Source organism: Paenibacillus sp. YAE3 (assembly GCF_057546105.1).
Genome location: NZ_BAAIYF010000019.1, coordinates 51882 through 71251, shown reverse-complemented (window position 1 = coordinate 71251; position 19370 = coordinate 51882). Strand labels below are relative to the sequence as shown.

Annotated in this window: 21 protein-coding genes; 17 read left to right on the top strand and 4 right to left on the bottom strand. The window is 53.4% G+C overall.

Going from position 1 to position 19370, the window contains the following annotated elements; all coding sequences use genetic code 11:
• Positions 1-159 precede the first annotated feature (159 nt).
• The 3 genes from AC27KL_RS26210 to AC27KL_RS26200 all read left to right on the top strand — a co-directional run bounded on the left by AC27KL_RS26210 (position 160) and on the right by AC27KL_RS26200 (position 3563).
• The gene (locus tag AC27KL_RS26210; protein WP_487171638.1) at positions 160-624 is read left to right on the top strand and encodes a DUF1259 domain-containing protein; all 465 of its coding nucleotides are present in this window, start codon (positions 160-162) and stop codon (positions 622-624) included.
• Positions 625-649: 25 nt separating this feature from the next.
• Entirely contained in the window at positions 650-2356 is a 1707-nt protein-coding gene (locus AC27KL_RS26205; protein ID WP_487171637.1) for an alpha-keto acid decarboxylase family protein, read from the top strand.
• A 103-nt stretch (positions 2357-2459) separates the two neighbouring features.
• On the top strand, positions 2460-3563 hold the full coding sequence (locus AC27KL_RS26200; protein ID WP_487171636.1) for a DNA alkylation repair protein: 1104 nt from the start codon (positions 2460-2462) through the stop codon (positions 3561-3563).
• 29 nt (positions 3564-3592) lie between these two features.
• Here AC27KL_RS26200 and AC27KL_RS26195 read toward each other — a convergent pair whose 3' ends face one another.
• A complete protein-coding gene (locus AC27KL_RS26195; protein ID WP_487171635.1) occupies positions 3593-4081 on the bottom strand; it encodes a hypothetical protein in 489 nt (162 codons plus the stop codon).
• Positions 4082-4254: 173 nt separating this feature from the next.
• On the opposite strand from AC27KL_RS26195, the gene AC27KL_RS26190 reads away from it, so the two are divergent.
• From AC27KL_RS26190 to AC27KL_RS26125, 14 genes are all read left to right on the top strand, one after another.
• The gene (locus AC27KL_RS26190) at positions 4255-5337 is read left to right on the top strand and encodes a LacI family DNA-binding transcriptional regulator (protein ID WP_487171639.1); all 1083 of its coding nucleotides are present in this window, start codon (positions 4255-4257) and stop codon (positions 5335-5337) included.
• Between the two features lie 37 nt (positions 5338-5374).
• The gene (locus tag AC27KL_RS26185) at positions 5375-6535 is read left to right on the top strand and encodes a Gfo/Idh/MocA family protein (RefSeq protein WP_487171634.1); all 1161 of its coding nucleotides are present in this window, start codon (positions 5375-5377) and stop codon (positions 6533-6535) included.
• Between the two features lie 31 nt (positions 6536-6566).
• On the top strand, positions 6567-7286 hold the full coding sequence (locus AC27KL_RS26180; RefSeq protein WP_339320792.1) for a ThuA domain-containing protein: 720 nt from the start codon (positions 6567-6569) through the stop codon (positions 7284-7286).
• Between the two features lie 31 nt (positions 7287-7317).
• Entirely contained in the window at positions 7318-8421 is a 1104-nt protein-coding gene (locus tag AC27KL_RS26175; RefSeq protein WP_487171633.1) for a Gfo/Idh/MocA family protein, read from the top strand.
• Positions 8422-8576: 155 nt separating this feature from the next.
• Positions 8577-8966 (top strand): hypothetical protein, encoded by a 390-nt coding sequence (locus tag AC27KL_RS26170; protein ID WP_487171632.1) that lies wholly within the window; start codon positions 8577-8579, stop codon positions 8964-8966.
• Between the two features lie 179 nt (positions 8967-9145).
• Positions 9146-9355: a hypothetical protein gene (locus AC27KL_RS26165; RefSeq protein ID WP_487171631.1), complete on the top strand. Its 210-nt coding sequence runs from the start codon at positions 9146-9148 to the stop codon at positions 9353-9355.
• Positions 9345-9620 carry a hypothetical protein gene (locus AC27KL_RS26160; RefSeq protein WP_487171630.1) on the top strand — a complete coding sequence of 92 codons (276 nt, stop codon included), beginning with the start codon at positions 9345-9347 and terminating at the stop codon, positions 9618-9620. Before AC27KL_RS26165 ends, AC27KL_RS26160 begins: the two co-directional genes overlap by 11 nt.
• A gap of 139 nt (positions 9621-9759) precedes the next feature.
• Positions 9760-10158 (top strand): YybH family protein, encoded by a 399-nt coding sequence (locus tag AC27KL_RS26155; RefSeq protein WP_487171629.1) that lies wholly within the window; start codon positions 9760-9762, stop codon positions 10156-10158.
• A 156-nt stretch (positions 10159-10314) separates the two neighbouring features.
• Positions 10315-10578 carry a hypothetical protein gene (locus tag AC27KL_RS26150; protein WP_036712037.1) on the top strand — a complete coding sequence of 88 codons (264 nt, stop codon included), beginning with the start codon at positions 10315-10317 and terminating at the stop codon, positions 10576-10578.
• 113 nt (positions 10579-10691) lie between these two features.
• Positions 10692-11753 (top strand): hypothetical protein, encoded by a 1062-nt coding sequence (locus AC27KL_RS26145; RefSeq protein ID WP_487171628.1) that lies wholly within the window; start codon positions 10692-10694, stop codon positions 11751-11753.
• Positions 11754-11776: 23 nt separating this feature from the next.
• Positions 11777-12571, top strand: a complete 795-nt coding sequence (locus tag AC27KL_RS26140; protein WP_487171627.1) for a metallophosphoesterase family protein — start codon at positions 11777-11779, stop codon at positions 12569-12571.
• 161 nt (positions 12572-12732) lie between these two features.
• Positions 12733-14736, top strand: coding sequence for a Na+/H+ antiporter (locus AC27KL_RS26135; RefSeq protein WP_339320784.1), 2004 nt, complete (start codon positions 12733-12735; stop codon positions 14734-14736).
• Between the two features lie 154 nt (positions 14737-14890).
• Positions 14891-15124 (top strand): hypothetical protein, encoded by a 234-nt coding sequence (locus AC27KL_RS26130; RefSeq protein WP_487171626.1) that lies wholly within the window; start codon positions 14891-14893, stop codon positions 15122-15124.
• Positions 15125-15289: 165 nt separating this feature from the next.
• The gene (locus tag AC27KL_RS26125) at positions 15290-17272 is read left to right on the top strand and encodes a GTP-binding protein (RefSeq protein ID WP_487171625.1); all 1983 of its coding nucleotides are present in this window, start codon (positions 15290-15292) and stop codon (positions 17270-17272) included.
• Between the two features lie 65 nt (positions 17273-17337).
• Here AC27KL_RS26125 and AC27KL_RS26120 read toward each other — a convergent pair whose 3' ends face one another.
• The 3 genes from AC27KL_RS26120 to AC27KL_RS26110 form a co-directional block, all read right to left on the bottom strand.
• Positions 17338-17955, bottom strand: a complete 618-nt coding sequence (locus tag AC27KL_RS26120) for a diadenylate cyclase (protein WP_487171624.1) — start codon at positions 17953-17955, stop codon at positions 17338-17340.
• A gap of 33 nt (positions 17956-17988) precedes the next feature.
• Positions 17989-18606, bottom strand: a complete 618-nt coding sequence (cdaS, locus tag AC27KL_RS26115) for a sporulation-specific diadenylate cyclase CdaS (RefSeq protein ID WP_487171623.1) — start codon at positions 18604-18606, stop codon at positions 17989-17991.
• 176 nt (positions 18607-18782) lie between these two features.
• Entirely contained in the window at positions 18783-19295 is a 513-nt protein-coding gene (locus AC27KL_RS26110) for a type 1 glutamine amidotransferase domain-containing protein (protein ID WP_212951048.1), read from the bottom strand.
• Positions 19296-19370 lie beyond the last annotated feature (75 nt).

Here is a 19370-nt window from a genome sequence, read left to right as displayed (position 1 = left end):
TGACTTCCTCCATCCTTGAGGTTTTTGGGTTTGGTCACTTGAAAACTTCTCCAAGTTGGGGTGAAGTCCCTTTTTTATGTCCGAAAATCCTTACGGCTCAAGGCCTCAGATTACTGCAAAACGCTCAGCTAAAATCCCAAACTTGGAGGAATGGACAAGATGAAAAAAATCTTTTGGTTCATGGCTGCTGCATTTTTGCTGCTCGTCCCGTCGGGCACCGTCTTGGGGGCTGAAACGCCAGATTGCCAAGTATTCGACAAAGTCTTTAACACGGAATTGAAGCATGAAAACGGCGTGTGCAAATTAGGGATTACCCGCAAAAATATCAAGGTTTCAAACTTGGGAGTGCCGCTATCTCCGGAAGAAATCGAACTTTCATTCGGCGCGAATTTTGAAAAGGTAGGCGATAAAACGGCGGTGATCGGGGAGTTTGCGCTTCTCGGCAACGAGGTGAATCCCGTCATCGATGCGCTCCGCAAAGGGAACATCAACATATCCGCCCTACATAACCACCTCATCGGCGAAGAGCCGCGTATCCTGTTTCTGCATTTCCAAGCGCTGGGGGATGCCGAATCGCTGGCCAGGACGGTGAAAGAAGCGATTAACGCAGCTGCCGGACACTAAAAAAGGAAGGAGCCTAAAATCGCCGATGTCACAACAAGAGCACAACAACCGAAATCTAGAATCAATGCGGCCAAAAACGTTGGGTGAATATCTTTTGGACTGTTTGAAGCAGGAGGGACTGACCGACATTTTCGGCGTGCCCGGAGATTATAATTTCTCTCTGCTGGATGCGATCGAACGGTACGCCGGACTGCGATTCATTAACGGACGCAATGAGCTGAACTCCGGATATGCGGCAGATGCTTATGCGAGAATCAGAGGATTGTCCGCGCTCATCACCACGTTTGGCGTCGGCGAAATGAGCGCCTGCAACGCCGTTGCCGGCGCCTGCAGCGAGCATGTGCCCGTGATCCATATCGTCGGCTCGCCGCCGGATGCGGCACAGAAGCAGCACAAGCTGATGCATCATACGTTAATGGACGGCAATTATGACGTATTTCGCAAGATGTATGAACAAATCACGGCCTATACGGCCGTACTGACGCCCGAAAATGCCATGCTGGAAATCCCGAATGCCATCCGGATCGCCAAGGAAAAAAAGCAACCGGTGTATCTCGTCGTTGCCGACGATTTGGTCGCCAAGCCGGTGGTTATGCGCCAAGAAGCCAACCCGGCGAAAACCGTTTCGAGTCCTGAAGCGCTGCAGACTGCCGTCGAACACATCACCCGGATGTTGATGCAGGCTCAAAACGCAATCCTTTTAGTGGACGTCAAAACGATGAGGTTCCATTGGAAGCCATACGTACGCAAACTTGCGGAGTCGCTGAATTTGCCGGTTGTTTCCACGTTGTACGGCAAAAGCGCGTTCGACGAGTCGCATCCGCTTTTTATGGGCATGTATGGAGGAGCCTTCGGCCGTCAGGACGTCCGCAGCCTCGTGGAAAACGCGGATTGCGTCATCGCAGCCGGTTTCGTGGAGGCGGACGGCAATACCGCGAATTTTACGGCCAAACTGGACCCGCTCCGGCTTATTGACATTCAACCCTCGAAGGTTAAAGTGGGTCCCGCGGAATATCCCAACGTGATGGCGGAGGATCTGTTGCTCGCTTTGCAAAACATCGGGTGGAAACAGCCGGGAACGCCAACCAAAGGGCCCGGACCGTACGACGCCGTTACAGGCAATCCGGATGATTCGCTTCAGGCGGCTTCCTACTATCCTCGGTTTCAACGGATGCTCAAAGAAGGGGATATCGTGATTGCGGAAACGGGAACATTTTATTACGGCATGAGTCAGGTTTCGCTCCCGGGCGACACGCTGTTTATCGGGCAGAGTGCTTGGCAATCGATCGGTTACGCCACGCCTGCAGCCTATGGAGCATGCATTGCGGCCCCTTCGCGCAGGGTCCTGCTTTTCACGGGCGACGGCTCCTTGCAGCTCACGGTCCAGGAAATCAGTTCCATGCTGTATTACGGCTGCAAGCCGATCATTTTCGTGCTCAACAATGACGGATATACGATCGAAAAATATTTGAACGCAAAGACCGAAAACCAAACCTATAACAACATCCCGAACTGGTCCTATACGAAGCTTGCGGAAGCCTTCGGCGGGGAAGCTTATGCCGTTACGGTTCGAACCAATCAAGAGCTGGATGACGCGATCTCCCGCGCTGAAAAAGAATGCACCAGTAAAATGTGCATCATCGAGCTGATGGCGGACGACCCGATGGATGCTCCGGATTACATGCGCAACATGCGCAACGATTTGGAGCAGCGGGAAAAACTGAAAAAATAATTCACTTAGACCAAAACTGTACACCCGTTTCGTTTCTTGCTATAGTAAACGAAAACGGGTGTTCGCATTTTTGCGGAACCTATGAACGACGGGGGAGAAAATTTTGGCTGAAGCGTTAAAAGCGATGTACGATCGAGAGTTTTTAGGAGATTTCGCAGAGAAGGTCAGATCCGCATATCCGGCCTTTCACGCCGAGGGCTTTGTTGCAACAATCATGGACGATGATTGGGAGGGTCTGGAGCTGAAAGCGAGAATCCGCCGAATCGCGACCGTTTTGGGCGAATTTTTGCCTGCGTCTTATCCGGCTGCGTTGGAGGTGTTATTTTCGATCGACGAGGAATGTACCGGGTTTCCGTACCTGTTTTTTCCCGACTTTGTCGAAGTGTACGGGCAGGATCCGCAACATTGGGATCTTTCGATGGGGGCGTTGGAGCGGTTCACGCAGCGGTCCTCGTCCGAATTTGCGGTCAGACCGTTCATTATGCGCGATCCGCAGCGGATGATGAACCAAATGCTGATCTGGTCGCAACATCCGAACGAACATGTCAGACGTTTGGCGAGCGAAGGCTGCAGACCCCGTCTGCCGTGGGGACAAGCGCTTGCGCCATTCAAAAAGGATCCTTCCCCCGTGCTGCTGGTGTTGGAGCAGCTGAAGGAAGATCCATCGCTTTATGTCCGCAAGAGCGTCGCCAACAATTTGAACGATATCGCCAAAGACCATCCTGACATCGTGATTCGGCTGGCCAAAGCGTGGCTCGGGAACCATCCGGATACGGATTGGATTGTCAGGCATGCCTGCCGGACGTTGATCCGGAAAGCGGAGCCGGACATCATGAGGCTGTTTGGCTATTCCGGAAGCAGTGAGGGAAACTCGCTTGTGCAGTCGGCTGTGCTTGCGGTCGAGCCGAAGAAAGCATCCATTGGGGATAACAGCATGATTCATTATGAGCTTTGCATTCGGGAAGGAACTGAGGCGCGCTTAAGGATCGAATACGGCATTTATTTTGTGAAGGCGAACGGACAAACCTCACGCAAATTGTTCCTCTTATCGGATAAAACCGTCCCCGGCGGTTCGAAGCTGACAGGGCGGCGCAAGCACGGCTGGTCCGATTTGACGACAAGACGCCATTATCCGGGGGAGCATCGCATCGTGCTGGTCGTCAATGGCGAGGAGGTCGCGGCAGACACTCTATGGCTCAATGCCTGACTAGGATTGAAATGAACGGGCCAAAGCATTTAGATGACTTCCAATGCAAAAACATAAAAAGCGTCCCCAAGGGCAACATGCTCCCGTTTTTCATCCATCCACCAGACCCCATATGAATAATAGTAGGTTCCCTTTTGGGTCGGAGCTTGGAAGGTATTTTCTTTCACGGCAATCTCCGTGTACTTGCCTTCCGAAATTTGCTCCAGGTGGATTTTGTTCGGAAGGGGCTCGTAATCCATCACAAATTTGATTTCGGCGCCGGGTCTTACCTTGACCGGCTTTTTGTTTTTTAGGAGTTCGGCCGGACCGACAGCGTCTATGCACGTGTTTGTGTTATTGGAGGACCAGCAGTAGGTGCCGAGTTTGGTGTCGTGGAGTTTATCCCCGATTTGTATCGAGGCTCCAGGCGGCTGGCCGCCGGTCAATTCGCGAACGGTCGTCTTGCCTCCGTTGTTGGCTTGGAACGAGCATCCCAATAAAGAGAGCAATATGAAGAGTGCAATGGGCATTTTGATCATGTTCACCCCTCCTTTAAGAAACAGACGGTGCAAACGTTATGGTTGTTGCGATTGAAAACAATCCCCTTGACAATTTGGAAAAAAATACGAGATAATGTACGCGCGTACATTAAAGTTTTTCAGCTTGATTTACTATCAACAACTTGTTTGTGGAATGCAGGGGGTGATGCCGTATCGTCACACGAAAAGCGGTTGCGGACATGGCGGGCGTATCAGAAGCAACGGTTTCCCGCGTGTTCAACCGGGTGGGTCCCATCAAGGAGGAAACGAGGGTGAAAGTGCTGAAGGCGGCCGAGACGTTGGGATATTACCCCAATGCCATCGCCCAAAGCTTTGCCCGCAGAAAAAGCGGCAATCTCGGCGTCGTGCTTCCTTATGTGCCGAAGGTACATATTTTTTCAACGTATTATTTTTCGGAGATTTTAAGCGGAATCGGGGAACAGGTTCGCGAGCTTGGTTACGATATGCTGCTGATTTTTCGCAAGCCCGGCGATGACAACGGTTACACGGAGTTGTTTCGATCGCAAAAGATCGACGCGTGCATCCTTTTGGGAACGACGGATACGCCGGAGGAGCGGAAAGCGCTAAGGGCGCTGAAGGAGGCGAACCATCCGTTTTGTTTGGTAAACCAGCATTTTGCCGGCGAAGATTTGCTTGAAGTGGATGCGGATCATGAACAAGGCGCTTATGAAGCGGTGAAGCATCTGCTTGACGAGGGTTACCGCCGTATCGCGTTCCTGAACGGTCCGCCCGGATACTCGAACAGCGCCGACCGTCTTAAGGGATACGTACGCGCGATGACGGAAGCGGGCATTTTCAATCCAGGCGATGATCCGGATGAAGCGATCCCCGCCAAATGGCTTGAAACGGGCAATTACAGCCGGACGAGCGGATATGAGGCCGCCTTTCGTTTCGCCCGCCATCTCGATAGCATCGATGCCGTTTTTGCCGCGAATGACCGGATGGGCATCGGGCTTATTCAAGGCTTTCGGGAACTGGGCGTTATACCCGGCAAAGACATCGCCATCGTTGGTTATGACGATTCGGATGGCGCCAGGATCACAGATCCGCCGTTGACGAGCGTGGCCGTCCCATTTTACAGGATGGGAGCGCTTGCCGCCAAGCTTTTGCTTACGGAAAATGCGGATGAGGCTGTGTCGGAATTCGGGGAAGGGGTAAATCATATCAGCGGTCATTTATATCAAATGGCAACCCGGCTTGTCGTTCGATCATCGAGCGCAAGGAGCCAAGCATAGGTATGAATAGGGTGCATATGAAAAGGAGGCGTATTCAATGCAGCAGATTCGAGTAGGAATGGTAGGCTACAAATTTATGGGGAAGGCGCATAGCCATGCATACCGCGATATTCCGATGTTTTTCCCGGACGTCGTTCATCCCGTCATGCAGGCGATTTGCGGCCGCGACGCGGAAGGGGTGTCCCAAGCCGCAAAACAGTTCGGTTGGGAGGAATATGTCACGGACTGGAAAGAGCTGGTCGGGCGGGATGACATCGACCTCATCGATATCAATGCTCCAAGCGATATGCACAAAGAAATCGCCCTCGAAGCGGCGAAAGCAGGAAAACATTTGCTCTGCGAGAAACCGCTTGCGCTGACCCTCGAGGATTCCCGGGAGATGCTGGCGGCAGCCGAAGCGGCAGGGGTCAAACATATGGTCGGATTCAACTATCGATTTGCCCCCGCCGTGCAGCTTGCCCGCAAGCTGATCCAGGAAGGGCGTCTGGGACAAATTTATCATTTCCGGGGCTGGTTTTTGCAGGACTGGATCATCGATCCGGAATTCCCGCTCGTATGGCGCCTCCAGAAAGATATCGCCGGTTCCGGTTCCCATGGGGATTTGGGGGCGCATATCATCGACTTGGCCCACTTCCTTGTGGGCGACATCGAGGAAGTTATCGGCATGAGCGAGACGTTTATCAAAGAACGGCCGCTGCCGGGCTCCATGAGCGGTCTAAGCGCCAAGGGCAACCAATCGGACGAGAAAGGCCCCGTCACCGTGGACGATGCGACCTTGTTCCTGGCGAAATTCGCCAACGGCGCATTGGGAAGCTTTGAAGCGACCCGCTTTGCCGCCGGCCACCGCTGCACGAATTCCTTCGAGATCAACGGAAGCAAAGGCAGCTTGAAATTCGATTTCGAACGGATGAACGAACTGCAGGTTTATTTCACGGAGGATGCCGAAGACGTGCAGGGCTTCCGCCGCGTTCTGGCGACCGATCCTGCGCACGCTTATGCCGAAGCCTGGTGGCCGCCGGGGCATACCATTGGATTCGAACATACGTTTATCCACGAAACGGTCGAGCTGCTTCAGGCGATCCGCGAAGACCGGCAGCCCGTTCCGAATTTTGCGGACGGCGTGAAATGCCAGCAGGTGCTTGAAGCCGTCGATTTGTCGATCGCGGAGAGAAGATGGGTGCGCACCGAGGAGCTTTAAAATATGAGCTTAAGCCTAAGGAGATGTTGACATGAAAAAAGCGCTAATCGTTTGGGGAGGCTGGCTAGGCCATCAACCTGAGGAGGTATCAGCCTTATTCCGCGGCATTTTGGAAGGGGAAGGATATGAAGTCGAAGTTTCCGATACGCTTGCGGCTTTCGACGATGGCGAAAAATTGAAAACGCTTGACCTGATCATCCCCGTATGGACGATGGGCGAAATCAGCCAGGAACGGGTTAACCGCGTGTCCGAGGCCGTCCAGAACGGAGTCGGTCTAGCAGGCTGCCACGGCGGCATGTGCGACGCCTTCCGCAACAACGTCGACTGGCAGTTTATGACCGGCGGCAACTGGGTGGCCCATCCCGGAAACGACGGTACCCCTCACCGTATCCACATTGCCAATACGTCAAGTCCAATCGTGGAGGGGATCGAAGATTTTGACGTGTCCACCGAGCAGTATTACCTCCATGTCGACCCGGCGGTCGAAGTGCTGGCAACGACCCGGTTCCCGGTTGCCGACGGGCCTCACGTGTATAACAAATCCGTTGATATGCCTGTCGCATGGACCAAACGGTGGGGACTCGGACGGGTGTTCTATTGCTCGCTTGGGCATCAGGCGAACGTGCTCGAGCTCCCGCCGGTGAAGGAAATCATGCGCAGAGGCATGCTGTGGGCGGCGGAAGGCAAAACGAAGGCAGCGGGTCAGCATGCGGGAAGCGGGTATACCGGCATGATGGACAGCCAGGTATAAATTTTTATAGGAATGGAGAGCGTTCATCATCATGAAGAAAATGAATGTCGGCATTATCGGATGCGGAAATATCAGCTCCATCTATTTTGAGAATTTAAAAACGTTCCCGGCGGTTGAAGTCACCGCCTGCGCGGATTTGGATCTTGGCCGGGCCAAGGAAAAAGCCGAACGATTCGGAATCGCCAAGGGCTGCACGGTTGCCGAACTGCTTGCGGATCCGGAGATCGAGCTGGTCGTCAACCTTACGATTCCGGCTGCGCACGGTCAGGTATGCCTGGATATTTTGGAAGCCGGGAAGCATGTGTACGTCGAAAAACCGCTGGCCGTTACCCGCGAAGAAGGGCAAGCCATTTTGGCTAAAGCCCAAGAAAAAGGGCTTCTCGTCGGCAGCGCCCCGGACACGTTCCTTGGCGGAGGCATTCAAACCTGCATCAAGCTTATTGCGGATGGCTGGATCGGCACGCCCGTGGCCGCAACGGCGTTTATGATGGGGAGAGGGCATGAACATTGGCATCCGGATCCCGAGTTTTATTACGCCAAAGGCGGAGGGCCGATGTTCGATATGGGGCCGTATTACCTGACGGCCTTGGTCGCCATGTTGGGTCCGATCAAGCGCATAGCCGGCATGGCCAAGATCTCCTATCCTGAGCGGACGATCACCAGCGCCAAAAAATTCGGGCAAACGATCCCGGTGGAGACGGCGACCCATGTCGCGGGCGTACTCGATTTCCACGGCGGGGCGATCGGTACGATGATTACCTCCTTTGACGTGTTTGGCGGAAGCCGGCTGCCTTGCATCGAAATTTACGGAAGCCAGGGAACGCTTGTCGTCCCGGATCCGAATACGTTCGGCGGGCCGGTCACGCTCAAGCGTCATGACAGCCAGGAGTGGAAGGAAATCCCGCTGTCCCACGGCTATACCGGGAATTCGCGGGGCATCGGCGTGCTTGATATGGTTTATGCGCTGAAAAGCGGCAGAAAAAACCGGGTGAGCGGCGATTTGGGCTTCCATGTTCTTGAAGCGATGCACGCCTTCCACGACTCTTCCGAACAGGACCGATATTACATCATGAAAAGCAGCTGCGAACGGCCCGAGCCGATTCCGCAACATCTTCCCTACGGCGTGATGGATTAATCCATCGCGCTTTTTTTCTGCGCGGGCGGGCCGCCTGGCCAGGCTATCTAATCTATGGCAAAAAACACAAGAATATCGTAGAAACCTAGAATACACTATTACCTGCAAGGTCAATGACAGACGATTCTTGAAAATGACTGCCCGAGGTGAAATCGATGCCTGTTAAAAAGAAGAAACAGAGACGGCGCTCGTCCAAATGGACGGGAAAACCGGTGCTTGTCTTGTTGAAGGACGGCAGCAGCTATATCGGCACGGTGAAGAAACAAGACCGCAGCGGCGTCGTCCTTAGCGGAGTATGGGCCGATCCGCAGCGAACGGCGGCGATTTTGGAGAACAGGAACAAGGCCCATGTATCCGGCATATTAAGTCTTCTGTTCGGCGGGGGATCCAGCCGGCCCGCGCCATCCGCCAATCTGAACAGATCGGAAGAAGCGGACGGAAGCGGAACGGGAATGTTCGGCTTCATCGGCAAAATCATCCCCACCATCCAAATCGGCATGAATGTCATGCGTTCGATTATGCCTCTGGTAGGCTTGCTGAAATAATGACCTATTCGCATAACCCCTAAGGCTCCCGGAAGGGAGCTTTCTTTTATGGTTCGTTTTATGAACGTCGGATGCGTCAACATCCGCTTCCCTCCTTCCAATTTGTATTTTTTAACATTGAATATCGAATATATGTTCGCATATAATAAGAACAAAAGTTCTTGTTTGGAGGGATATTCATGCCGCAAAAATACGTCGGTCAATGTCTGGAAATCGTGTATATCGACCGAGCCGGAAACATCACGCAGCGCAAAATCGAGGTGAAGGGCATTCGCGGCCAGCTCGTTCGCGCGACCTGCCTGCAAACGGGGGAAGCGCGAACCTTTCGGGCGGAGAACATTTTGGCATGGAAGCCGGCCGGAAAAGGGGATCGTCGCAGTGCTTGCTGACATCGAACGGAAAATACTCCGGATTTTTTACAACTATTCCAGCGGACGGCGGAGAATGCCTTCCATGCGGGAACTCATCATCAAAACGGGAAGAAGCCGGCAGGACATCGTTCGTGCGCTTGCTTCCTTGGAAAATCAGGGGTTTATTGTTTGGGAAGACAAACAGCACACCCAATCGGTCCTGATTCTTAAAGGCTGGAAAGATGGCCTTCCAGCGCGCAAAAAAACGGCAACGAGCAGCTTGGATTACTGGACGCAATATTAGTTGGCGGAAACGGCAAAAGACCGCTCATGGTTCCCCGTGCTCGGTTTTTTTGTGCTGGAAGGAAAATGGAAGCATTTGGCGCGCAAGGCAGATAAATATGTTATACTGCAAAAAATATCTAAAAAGGAGGATGAACTTTATGAGTATGGAATCCGAAGTCGTCGCTCAAATATACCGGCTGCAGGAATTGCATAACCGTTTTGCCGCGGGGGAGTACGAAGAGATGAACGCTTTATATTCAGAAGACTTCCAAGGCACGCTCTACATGCCTTCATCCGGAACCATTGAGACGTACAATGCCGGGCAGATCCGGGAGGGGAATAAGGAGGCAGCGGCCTATTACAAAGGCCAACGATTCAGGTTCATCTTTTCGGGGGTGACGGTCATTCCCCAATCGGAGAATCAAGCTGCCGTATCTTATGGCATAACGTACATAAATGGCGCTAAGGTCGTCAGGGCCCTCTCTCTGGAAACGTGGAGAAAAGAAGCGGACGGAGTTTGGAGAATGATACGTTGGCATGAAGAAAAGGGCCTATGATTTTTTTGATCCAAATCGCCTATTTTTTTATTGAAAGCCTTTTCATCGGTGTTTAAATGTGGTATCTTGGAGGTAACTTAATTGTGTCTAAATTGTGAATGGATGCGGCATCATTGCGTATGATAAAGCATCACCGTTACCGAGGGGGAATGTTCCATGACCACGTTGATTCTTGCATTGTTCACCGCAGCGATGATTGGAGTCGTTATGTTTGGGAAAAAACATGAAATATTGATCGCGAGCATCATAAACGCCGTTTTGCTTGCCGGGCTTGTCACCGCATTCAGCCTGAATCCGGGACCGGACGGACTGTTTTATATGGCGCTGGTGTTCTATTTCGTGATTCCGATGTACGGCGTGATCGCGTTGTTCGGTGCCATGAAGAAAAGCCGCGTCAAGAAGGAAAATTCCTTGGTTTGATCGAATTATAACATCGAATGGCCATTCATATAACTCTCTGAAACCGACTCCGTATGGAGTTGGTTTTATTTATGGAGGGCATAGACGACAGAGAAACGGGAGAGATCAAGAGCATGATTCAAACCACGAAAGAACTCATTCATCGGCTCGAAGCCGACCCGAGAACCGACTCCGCCATCATTACGGCCTATTGCCGTATCATATCCATATATGGAGACGATGAGGATGCAAGGGCATTATTCCGGGTATTTGCGGAAGATCCGTCGGATTACAGGCGCGTGCTGCTCCTTGATCCGGTGATGAGATGCGGCGGCCTGGATCTCGCCGAAGACATCGCCCGGGTTAGCTTCGACCAGGGATCGCTGCGCGAGGACATGCCAAGCGATATTTTGCATGTGCTTGGGTACATGGGCTATGAAAAATATATGGATTACATGGCCGCTTGCGTTAGCCAAGACGATTGGGATCTCTCGAAGAATGCCTGCCTTGGATTGCTGCATCTTCCTTGCCAAGCTTACCGGGAACGGTTTGAGAACGAATGGAATAAAGTGGCCGGACAGCCGCTTTTTCCTGAATTTTTGCCGGCATTAAGTTATACGTTTGCGGATGAACGCATCGTGCCCGAGCTCATGTCTTGGGGGAAAACGGCCTCAACGGATTGCAACGCGGGGCTGCTGCTTGGCATATCCATGTTTGGACCTTCGCAAAAAGAGCAGGTGCGGCAAATTTTGATGGATCCTTTCTGGGAATTGAACAGCACTGGCACGGGAAGCCATTGGTGGGCTTACATGTGCATGCCAATGACCGGGTTGACGTTCGCCGAGATCATCGCGGACCTGAAGAATCGAACGCCCGTCGGCGGGGGAACCGGGGACCATAGGCCCGATGAAATAGGGATCGGTCACGGATATCATGTGTTGCATGATTTAATCGAAGTAAAGCTGGCAGGCGATCCGCATCCGATCAAATACGCGCCGCAAAATACGGAAAAAATGATCGATCTGTACCGGGATTTGTTCCACTGGAGCAACAGCCATGAGGACGACTCGGTTCCGGGAAGAATCAGCGCTTATTTGGGATACGACCATCCGCTGATCGATCAATATGCGGGCCTGAGAATGAAGATGGAAATGGCTTTGCAGAAAGAGCTCGAAATGGACTTGATGCGGAGTTAGCGTTTCGCAAAAGGGAAACATTTTTGAAAAAAAACAAAAGCAAGGTAGAAGGAGAGATTCGTATTAGAACGTTGGCGATCAGCGATATTCACGGATGTTTGGACGAGTTCAACCTGCTGCTGACGAAAGTGAACTACGACCCGTCCAACGATAAACTCGTGCTCCTCGGCGATTACGTAGACCGGGGGCCAAGCAGCAGGGGAGTCGTGGAACAGGTTCAAGCTTTTAAAGAAATATGGAACGTGACCGTGCTTCGCGGCAACCACGACCAGATGATGTACGATGCCATCGTGAAGGATACCGAAACGTTTAATGCCAGATGGATCCGCAACGGTGCCCGTCAAACGCTCGAAAGCTACTGCGGCGCCGATTTTTTTGGCGGGGACATGACCCGGGAACGTTACGACGAAGCAAAAGCGCACATCAAAAAACATTATCAACAGCACTTGGAGTTTCTCGGCAGCCTGGAGCTTTATCATGAAACGAACGAGCATATTTTTGTGCACGCCGGCATCAATCCGGAGCATGATGACTGGAGGAACCAGCCGCAGGACGATTTTATTTGGATCCGGGAGCCTTTTTTTGAACGTCGGACGGGGCTGAGGCAGCAGGTTGTATTCGGTCATACCCCGGTCATATATCTTCATGAGTCGGCCGACATCTGGTTTAGCCCCGCAGGGGATAAAATCGGGATCGACGGCGGCTGCGCATTTGGAAAACAGCTGAATTGCCTGGAAATCGACGAACAAGGAACATACAAGACGCATTCGGTCCGAAGGGGAGAAGCCGCCATGATGGATGGGAATGCCACCGCCTGACCCGCTTTTCGAGCGGGTTTTCTTTTTGCGCGGAAACGGGTAATACATGGAGGATGATAAAGCATGGGGAATTGGTTCAAAATAAAAGGTAATTCATCCAGTTTCTTATTCTGCCATGCCAATCGAAATGATCCTTCGGGCTAAAAGGGGCGCGCTAATCAATGGAAATACTTTTAATGGTGCTGGTGCTGCTGATTCTTATAGGGATATCGAATGTCGTCAACCACTTTTTGCCCGTCGTTCCGGTACCCATCATTCAGATTGCATTGGGGGTGGTGGCGGCGTTTTTGCCTGGGCTTCACCACATCCCGCTGAATCCGGAGCTGTTCCTGCTGCTGTTCATCGCGCCGCTGCTGTTTAACGACGGCAAAATGACGCCACGGGACGAGCTGTGGCAGCTCCGATCGAGCATTTTGCTGCTCGCTTTGGGACTCGTATTTGCGACGGTGCTTATCGCAGGACCGTTCATTCATTGGATGATCCCCGCGATTCCGCTGTCCGCCGCTTTTGCGCTTGCGGCCATTCTTTCGCCGACGGACGCGGTGGCGGTCAGTTCCTTGTCGGGCAGGGCGAAGCTCCCCGGCAAAATTATGCACCTGCTGGAAGGCGAAGCGCTGATGAACGATGCCTCCGGCCTGGTTGCCTTTAATTTTGCGATCGCCGCGACGGTGACCGGGCATTTTTCCTTGCCGAAGGCCATCGGGAGCTTTCTCGTCATCGCCATTGGCGGGGTCATCGCGGGCGTCGTATTGGGTTTTCTGATCATCGGGATGCGGATGCAGCTGCGCCGCATGGGGATGGAGGATGTAACGCTGCATATGCTGATCATCATCCTGACGCCGTTCGTCATTTATTGGGTCGCCGAGGAAATGCATGTTTCCGGGATTTTGGCCGTCGTTGCCGCCGGAGTAACGCATGCCATCGAACGGGACCGGATGAGGAGCGGCTCCGCCCGGCTGCGGGTCGTGTCCGACAGCACCTGGTCGGTCATTCTTTTTTGCCTGAACGGTCTGGTGTTCATTTTATTGGGGCTTGAAATTCCGGGAGTCATCCTTGAGGTATGGAAAGACCCTGCCTACAATAACGGACAAGTGATCGGATATATCCTTCTGATCACCGCCGTGTTGATTTTGCTTCGCTTCGTTTGGGTGTGGGCGGCCAACCGGCATTTTAAATCGGCGCTGCTGACGGCTTTATCCGGCGTCCGGGGGGCCTTAACCCTTTCCGCGGCCTTTTCGATTCCGTTGACGCTGGCCGACAATAGCCCGTTTCCGGAGCGCAGCCTGATATTGTTTATCTGCTCGGGCGTCATCCTGTTAACGCTCGTCATTGCAAGCGTGTTGCTGCCGATCTTGACGAGGGAAGCCAAAGCTGATCCCGAAGAGCTGGCCGAGACGGAAAGGTCTGCGCGGATTCGCGTGCTTGAAGCGGGATTATGCGCGGTGCGCGAAGAGATGAACGACGATAACCGGCGGGAAGGACTCGAACTGATCAGGGCCTACAACCACAGGCTTCAAATGGCGAGGTTCCACAATAAGGACGAGTCCGGAAAAGCATGGAAGCAGGCGCTCGACATCCGAATCGGAGCGCTCCAAGCGGAACGAAAAACCGCGGAACGGTGGCTGCAGGAAGGGCGAATTTCACCTAAGCTCGCAGACCGGTTCCAATCGTCGCTTAGCCGGATCGAAATGCTGCTCACGACCAGTAGAAAGTTCAAAAAACTGCTTGTTCTCGGATGGGGCGGACTGCAGCGGGCGATACGCAGGGCGAGACATAAAGAGGCGGCATTCGATCCTTCGCATCCGAAATGGAAGCTCTATAAAGCGCTCAAACTGGAAGCCGTCCGTGCGGCCATCGCGCAGGTCAAATCGATGGAAACCGACCAGAACCGCGAAATGATACGAAGCATTCTCGCCGATTACCGGGGGATGGAGCTTCAACTGCTTGACGACAAGGTCCCGGCCGAAACGGGAAGGGAGACCGATGCCAGACGCAGGGAGCTTGAACTGAAGGCGATTCAGGCCGAACGCAACGAAATTCAGAACATGTTCGAACAAGGCGAAATCAGCCGGACCATCGCCAACAATCTGCGGATGGACGTGAATTACCACGAAGGGCATCTCTATGAGGCGGAGTCGGTGCATGATGAAGACGCCGGGGATTAGTGGAATCGGATCGGGCGAAGTATAAGCAGCTTAAACGCGCTTGCCGTACCGGAAGAGGCGGATATAGCGATATATTCCGCGAACCGGGTGGCACCGCGAACGCAAATCTCGTCCCCAAGACCCATCGTCTTGGAGGCGGGATTTTTTTGTTTTTATGGTGTCGGCCAAACACGCTGTAACCGCAGAAGTACGCTTATACGATAATCTGCTCCGGGAAGGCGCGCCGATTCTCGAATCCGGCAATGACTTGGAGGCGCTCGTGAACCCGGATTCGCTGATCAAGCTGGAAAACGCGGTGCTGGAACCGTCCATGCGGCATGCTGATCCCAGGGCGAAATATCAGTTTTTAAGGCACGGGTATTTTTGCTTGAATTCCAATGAAGCCTAAGGCGCGCAAGCTGGTGTTTAACCGGATCGTTCCATTGAAGGACTCCTGGAAGAAACCATGATCTGCCCGGAAATGATTTTTATCCCGGATTGATGAACGGATCGCCGCTTTTTTCTGTTATACTCAAAATGAGATTTTTACAGAAGGGACGGGCGTGATCGCTTCATGGGAGACACAAATATCACCATCGGGCTGCTGGCGCATGTCGATGCGGGAAAAACGACGTTTGCGGAGCAGCTTTTATACCATACCAACAGCATTCGCAGCAGGGGAAGGGTGGACCATAAGGATGCCTTCCTGGACAGCCATGAACTGGAGCGGGCGCGCGGCATTACCATTTTTGCGGACCAGGCCGTCATGACGTACGGGGATTCGACTTACGATTTGATCGATACGCCGGGGCACGTCGATTTCTCCGCGGAAATAGAGCGGGCCGTCCAGGCGATGGATTATGCGGTCATGATCGTGAGCGCGGTCGAAGGCGTCGAAGGGCATACCGAGACGGTATGGCAGCTGCTTCAGGCGTACCGGGTGCCGGTGCTGTTTTTCATCAATAAAATGGACCGCGAAGGGGCGGATGCCGCGGCCGTGCTGGAGGAGATCCGCCATCATCTGACTCCGGACGCCGTGATCCTTCAGGGTTCTTTAGCGGAAGGCATCCCCGAAGAGGTGCTGGAATTCGCCGCGGAACGGGATGAGGAGCTGCTGCGGATGTATTTGGATGGCCTAACGGATGAAGAGTCCGCGATTCGAAGCTTGCGTTTTTTGGTGAAAACACGCTGCCTGTTCCCGGTCATGTGCGGTTCGGCATTGCAGGATAGGGGAGTCCAAGAATTTCTTGCGAACCTGGGCATGCTTGCGGAGGTCAACCGGGATTCGTCGGGCGAACTTTCAGCTCGTGCGGTCAAAATCCGCCATGATGCGCAGGGCGTGAGGCTGACCCATTTGAAACTATTGCAAGGCCGGCTGCGCGTCAGGGACGAAATCGAATACGAAAGCTGCGGCGGCGAACGGTTGCGGGAAAAAATCACATCGATCCGTATTTATAACGGCGAAAAATATGCCGCGGTAGATGAAGCCCGCGCTGGTCAACTCGTGGCTGTGACGGGGATTAGCTCCCTAACGGCCGGTGCGGGAATCGGCCAAATCGGCGAACGAAAGCCTTACGAGCTTGTTGCGGCCCTGAAATCGAAGGTGTTGTTCGATCCTGCCGTATCGATTCGGGAGGTGTTGCGCTGCTTTCAACTATTGGATGCCGAGGACCCGTCGCTGACGGTAAACTGGGACGAATCGCTGCAGGAACTGCACATTCACGTCATGGGCATGATCCAGCTCGAAGTGCTGAAGCAGGTCGTATATGACCGTTTCAACTTGGTCGTTTCGTTCGGAAAGCCTGAAATTCTGTACAAGGAAACGGTAGCGGACCCCGTGATCGGGTCGGGCCATTTCGAGCCGTTAGGCCATTATGCGGAGGTTCATCTAAAGATCGAACCGGGGCCTCCGGGCAGCGGCGTCAAGTTCGTTAACGAATGTCATCCCGACGATCTCGGCGTCGGATACCAGCATCTGATCGGCCAGCATGTGACGGAGAAGGAACATCGCGGCCTGCTCACGGGCTCTCCCGTGACGGATGTCGTCGTGACGCTGCTGACGGGCCGTTCACATAACAAACATACGTCGGGAGGCGACTTTCGGGAGGCGACGCTCCGGGCGCTGAGGCAAGGGCTGGAAAAAGCGCAAAATGTGCTGCTGGAGCCGGTATACGACTTCAAACTGAAAGTCGGCGTCGATCACATCGGCCGGGTGATGTCCGATATCCAGCAGGCGCGCGGCGTCTTCGACGCTCCGGATATCGAGGGAGACACGGCGGTGATCACCGGGCAGGCCCCCGTCGCCACCATGATGGATTATCCGGCGGAGGTTGCCGCTTTCACGAAAGGCAAAGGCGCGCTCACGCTCCGGCTGGCGGGTTACCGGCCTTGCGGCAACGCGGAGGAAGTGATTGCGGCCAAAAGCTATGATAAAAACGCCGATCCCGAATACACGTCCACGTCGATTTTTTGCGCCAAAGGGAAAGGATTCAGCGTCCCCTGGGATGAGGCGGATCGGTATATGCATCAAGAGGCGGCAAAGAGGACCGGCGTCTAAAAGTCTTGAGATACGAAGAATCATGGAAGTAGGCAGCGGATCAGGCCATGCGCGCTGTTTGTTTATCAGGCGGTCGAGAAGGGATAGAGATTTCCTTCCAGGCAAAACGACGTGGTTCCATTCGCCGCGACCAGCAAAATCAAGGCATCGCACCGTTCCGACAAGCCGACGGCGGAGGCCTCGTTCAAGTCAAACAGCCGATCCCAAAATATTTGCTGCGTGACGGGAAGTACATTTCCTGCGGAAAGGACCGTATCGGCTTTGATGAGCACGGCGCCCTGCTGCAACTTGCTTCCCGGATAAAAAATCGATTCCAGCAAGGGACTTGAAATTTGGGCGTTAATAGGGGTTCCTCCCTGGATATGGGGGGTTACCGGGTCGCTTTTTTCCAGAACGATCAACGCCTGCTGCCTCTTCAAGCTCATTTTGTGGACGGCGCGGGACAACTCCTTGCTGGATTCCGTATATTCCGTCAGCAGGCAGTTCAGAAAATACGTGGATACCAGCATTTCCAAGTCGGCAAATTCCTTGGATATTTCCTCCAAGTCGTTCAGGATTTGAATGTCGTTTTGATCGAACGTGGAAATGCCGTGCCGCAGAATTTCCGCGACCCGGTTGAGCTGCTTTGCCATTTCCGCTTGCAGAAGGGCGGGGTTGTCCCGGCAGTTTTTGTTATTCATCATGTCATGTCACGCTCCCAGTGATGCTTTCGACCGTTACGGGCTGATGGTTTGAAAAGGGTAAAGGGCTCCGTTAAAAGAAAACGACTCTTTCCCCGTCTCCTCGGATACGACGAAAACCAAGGCATCCGTTCGTTCCGACAAGCCGATGGCGGCGCGATGCCGGGTTCCGAGCTTTTTGCCTTTGTAAATCTTTTTCGTAAGGGGAAGGATGTTGGCAGCCGAGACGATCTTATCGCTGCGGATCAGCACGGCCCCGTCGTGCAGCGGACTTCCGACATGGAAGATGGAATCCAGGAGCTCGCCGGATATTTCGGCGAACAAGGGCGTGCCCCGGGTGATCCATTCGTCGACCGGATCTTCCCGTTCGATGACGATCAGCGCACCTCTGCGGATGTCGCTAAGCTGCCCTAACGTTTGAAGGATGACGTCGCATTTCGTGGTATATGGAAAGAGCAACCGATTCAAGTGGTAGGCGGATGCCATTTTGCTTGTAGCCGCAAACCGTTTGGAGAGCTGCCTGACTTCTTTAAGAATGCCGATTTTCTGCTGATCCAAAGACGAAATCAACGCGTCGACGCCGTCCGCGATATGGTTGAGCCGTTGTTTGATTTCTTCCGGCTTTGGTGAAAAGCCGCCGAATTCGTTTTCCACGGGCTGGGCCTCCTTTGATATGCATTACAATTATCCCCTTTGAAGGGGATTATTATTTGTTCGGCGGCGCGATCCATGGAATGGACGTTGCCGGGGGACGAAAAAAGCCCTCGCCTTATCGAACAAGGCGAGGGCTGTATGGTTCAGACCGCTTTCGAACCGGTAACGAGCACCGCTTAATCCGCCAACAGCTTCAAGGACTCGCGGTTGAAGGCAGGCAAATCGTCCGGCGTGCGGCTCGTGACGATGTTGCGGCTTACGACCACTTCTTCGTCTTTGTAGTTGGCGCCGGCGTTTTTCAGATCGTTGCGGATGGATCTGTATCCGGTTATGTCAACGCCCTTCAACAAATCGGTATCGATCAGCACCTGCGGTCCGTGGCAGATGGCAAACACCGGTTTACCTGCTTGCACGAAAGCTTTGGCAAATTCGCCGAAACGGTCGTCCGCGCGCAGGATATCCGGAGAAAAGCCGCCGGGGATGAGCAGGGCGTCGAAATCCTCCGGTTTCGCTTCATCAATGCCCAGATCGATGCTGACCTTCTCTCCTTTTTTGCCTGTGACTTGCTGTCCGGCCTTTTTTTCAATGGTTATCACTTCATGGCCGGCCTCTTTGAAAGCCTTGGCCGGATCGGTAAACTCGACGTCTTCGAACATGTCGGTGATGAGGGTTGCGATTTTTTTGCCCATGGTTGTCATCCTCCTTCGTAATCATTCAAATGGGTCCATAAGATACTTACCACCAGGAACGCCATATGAATACGG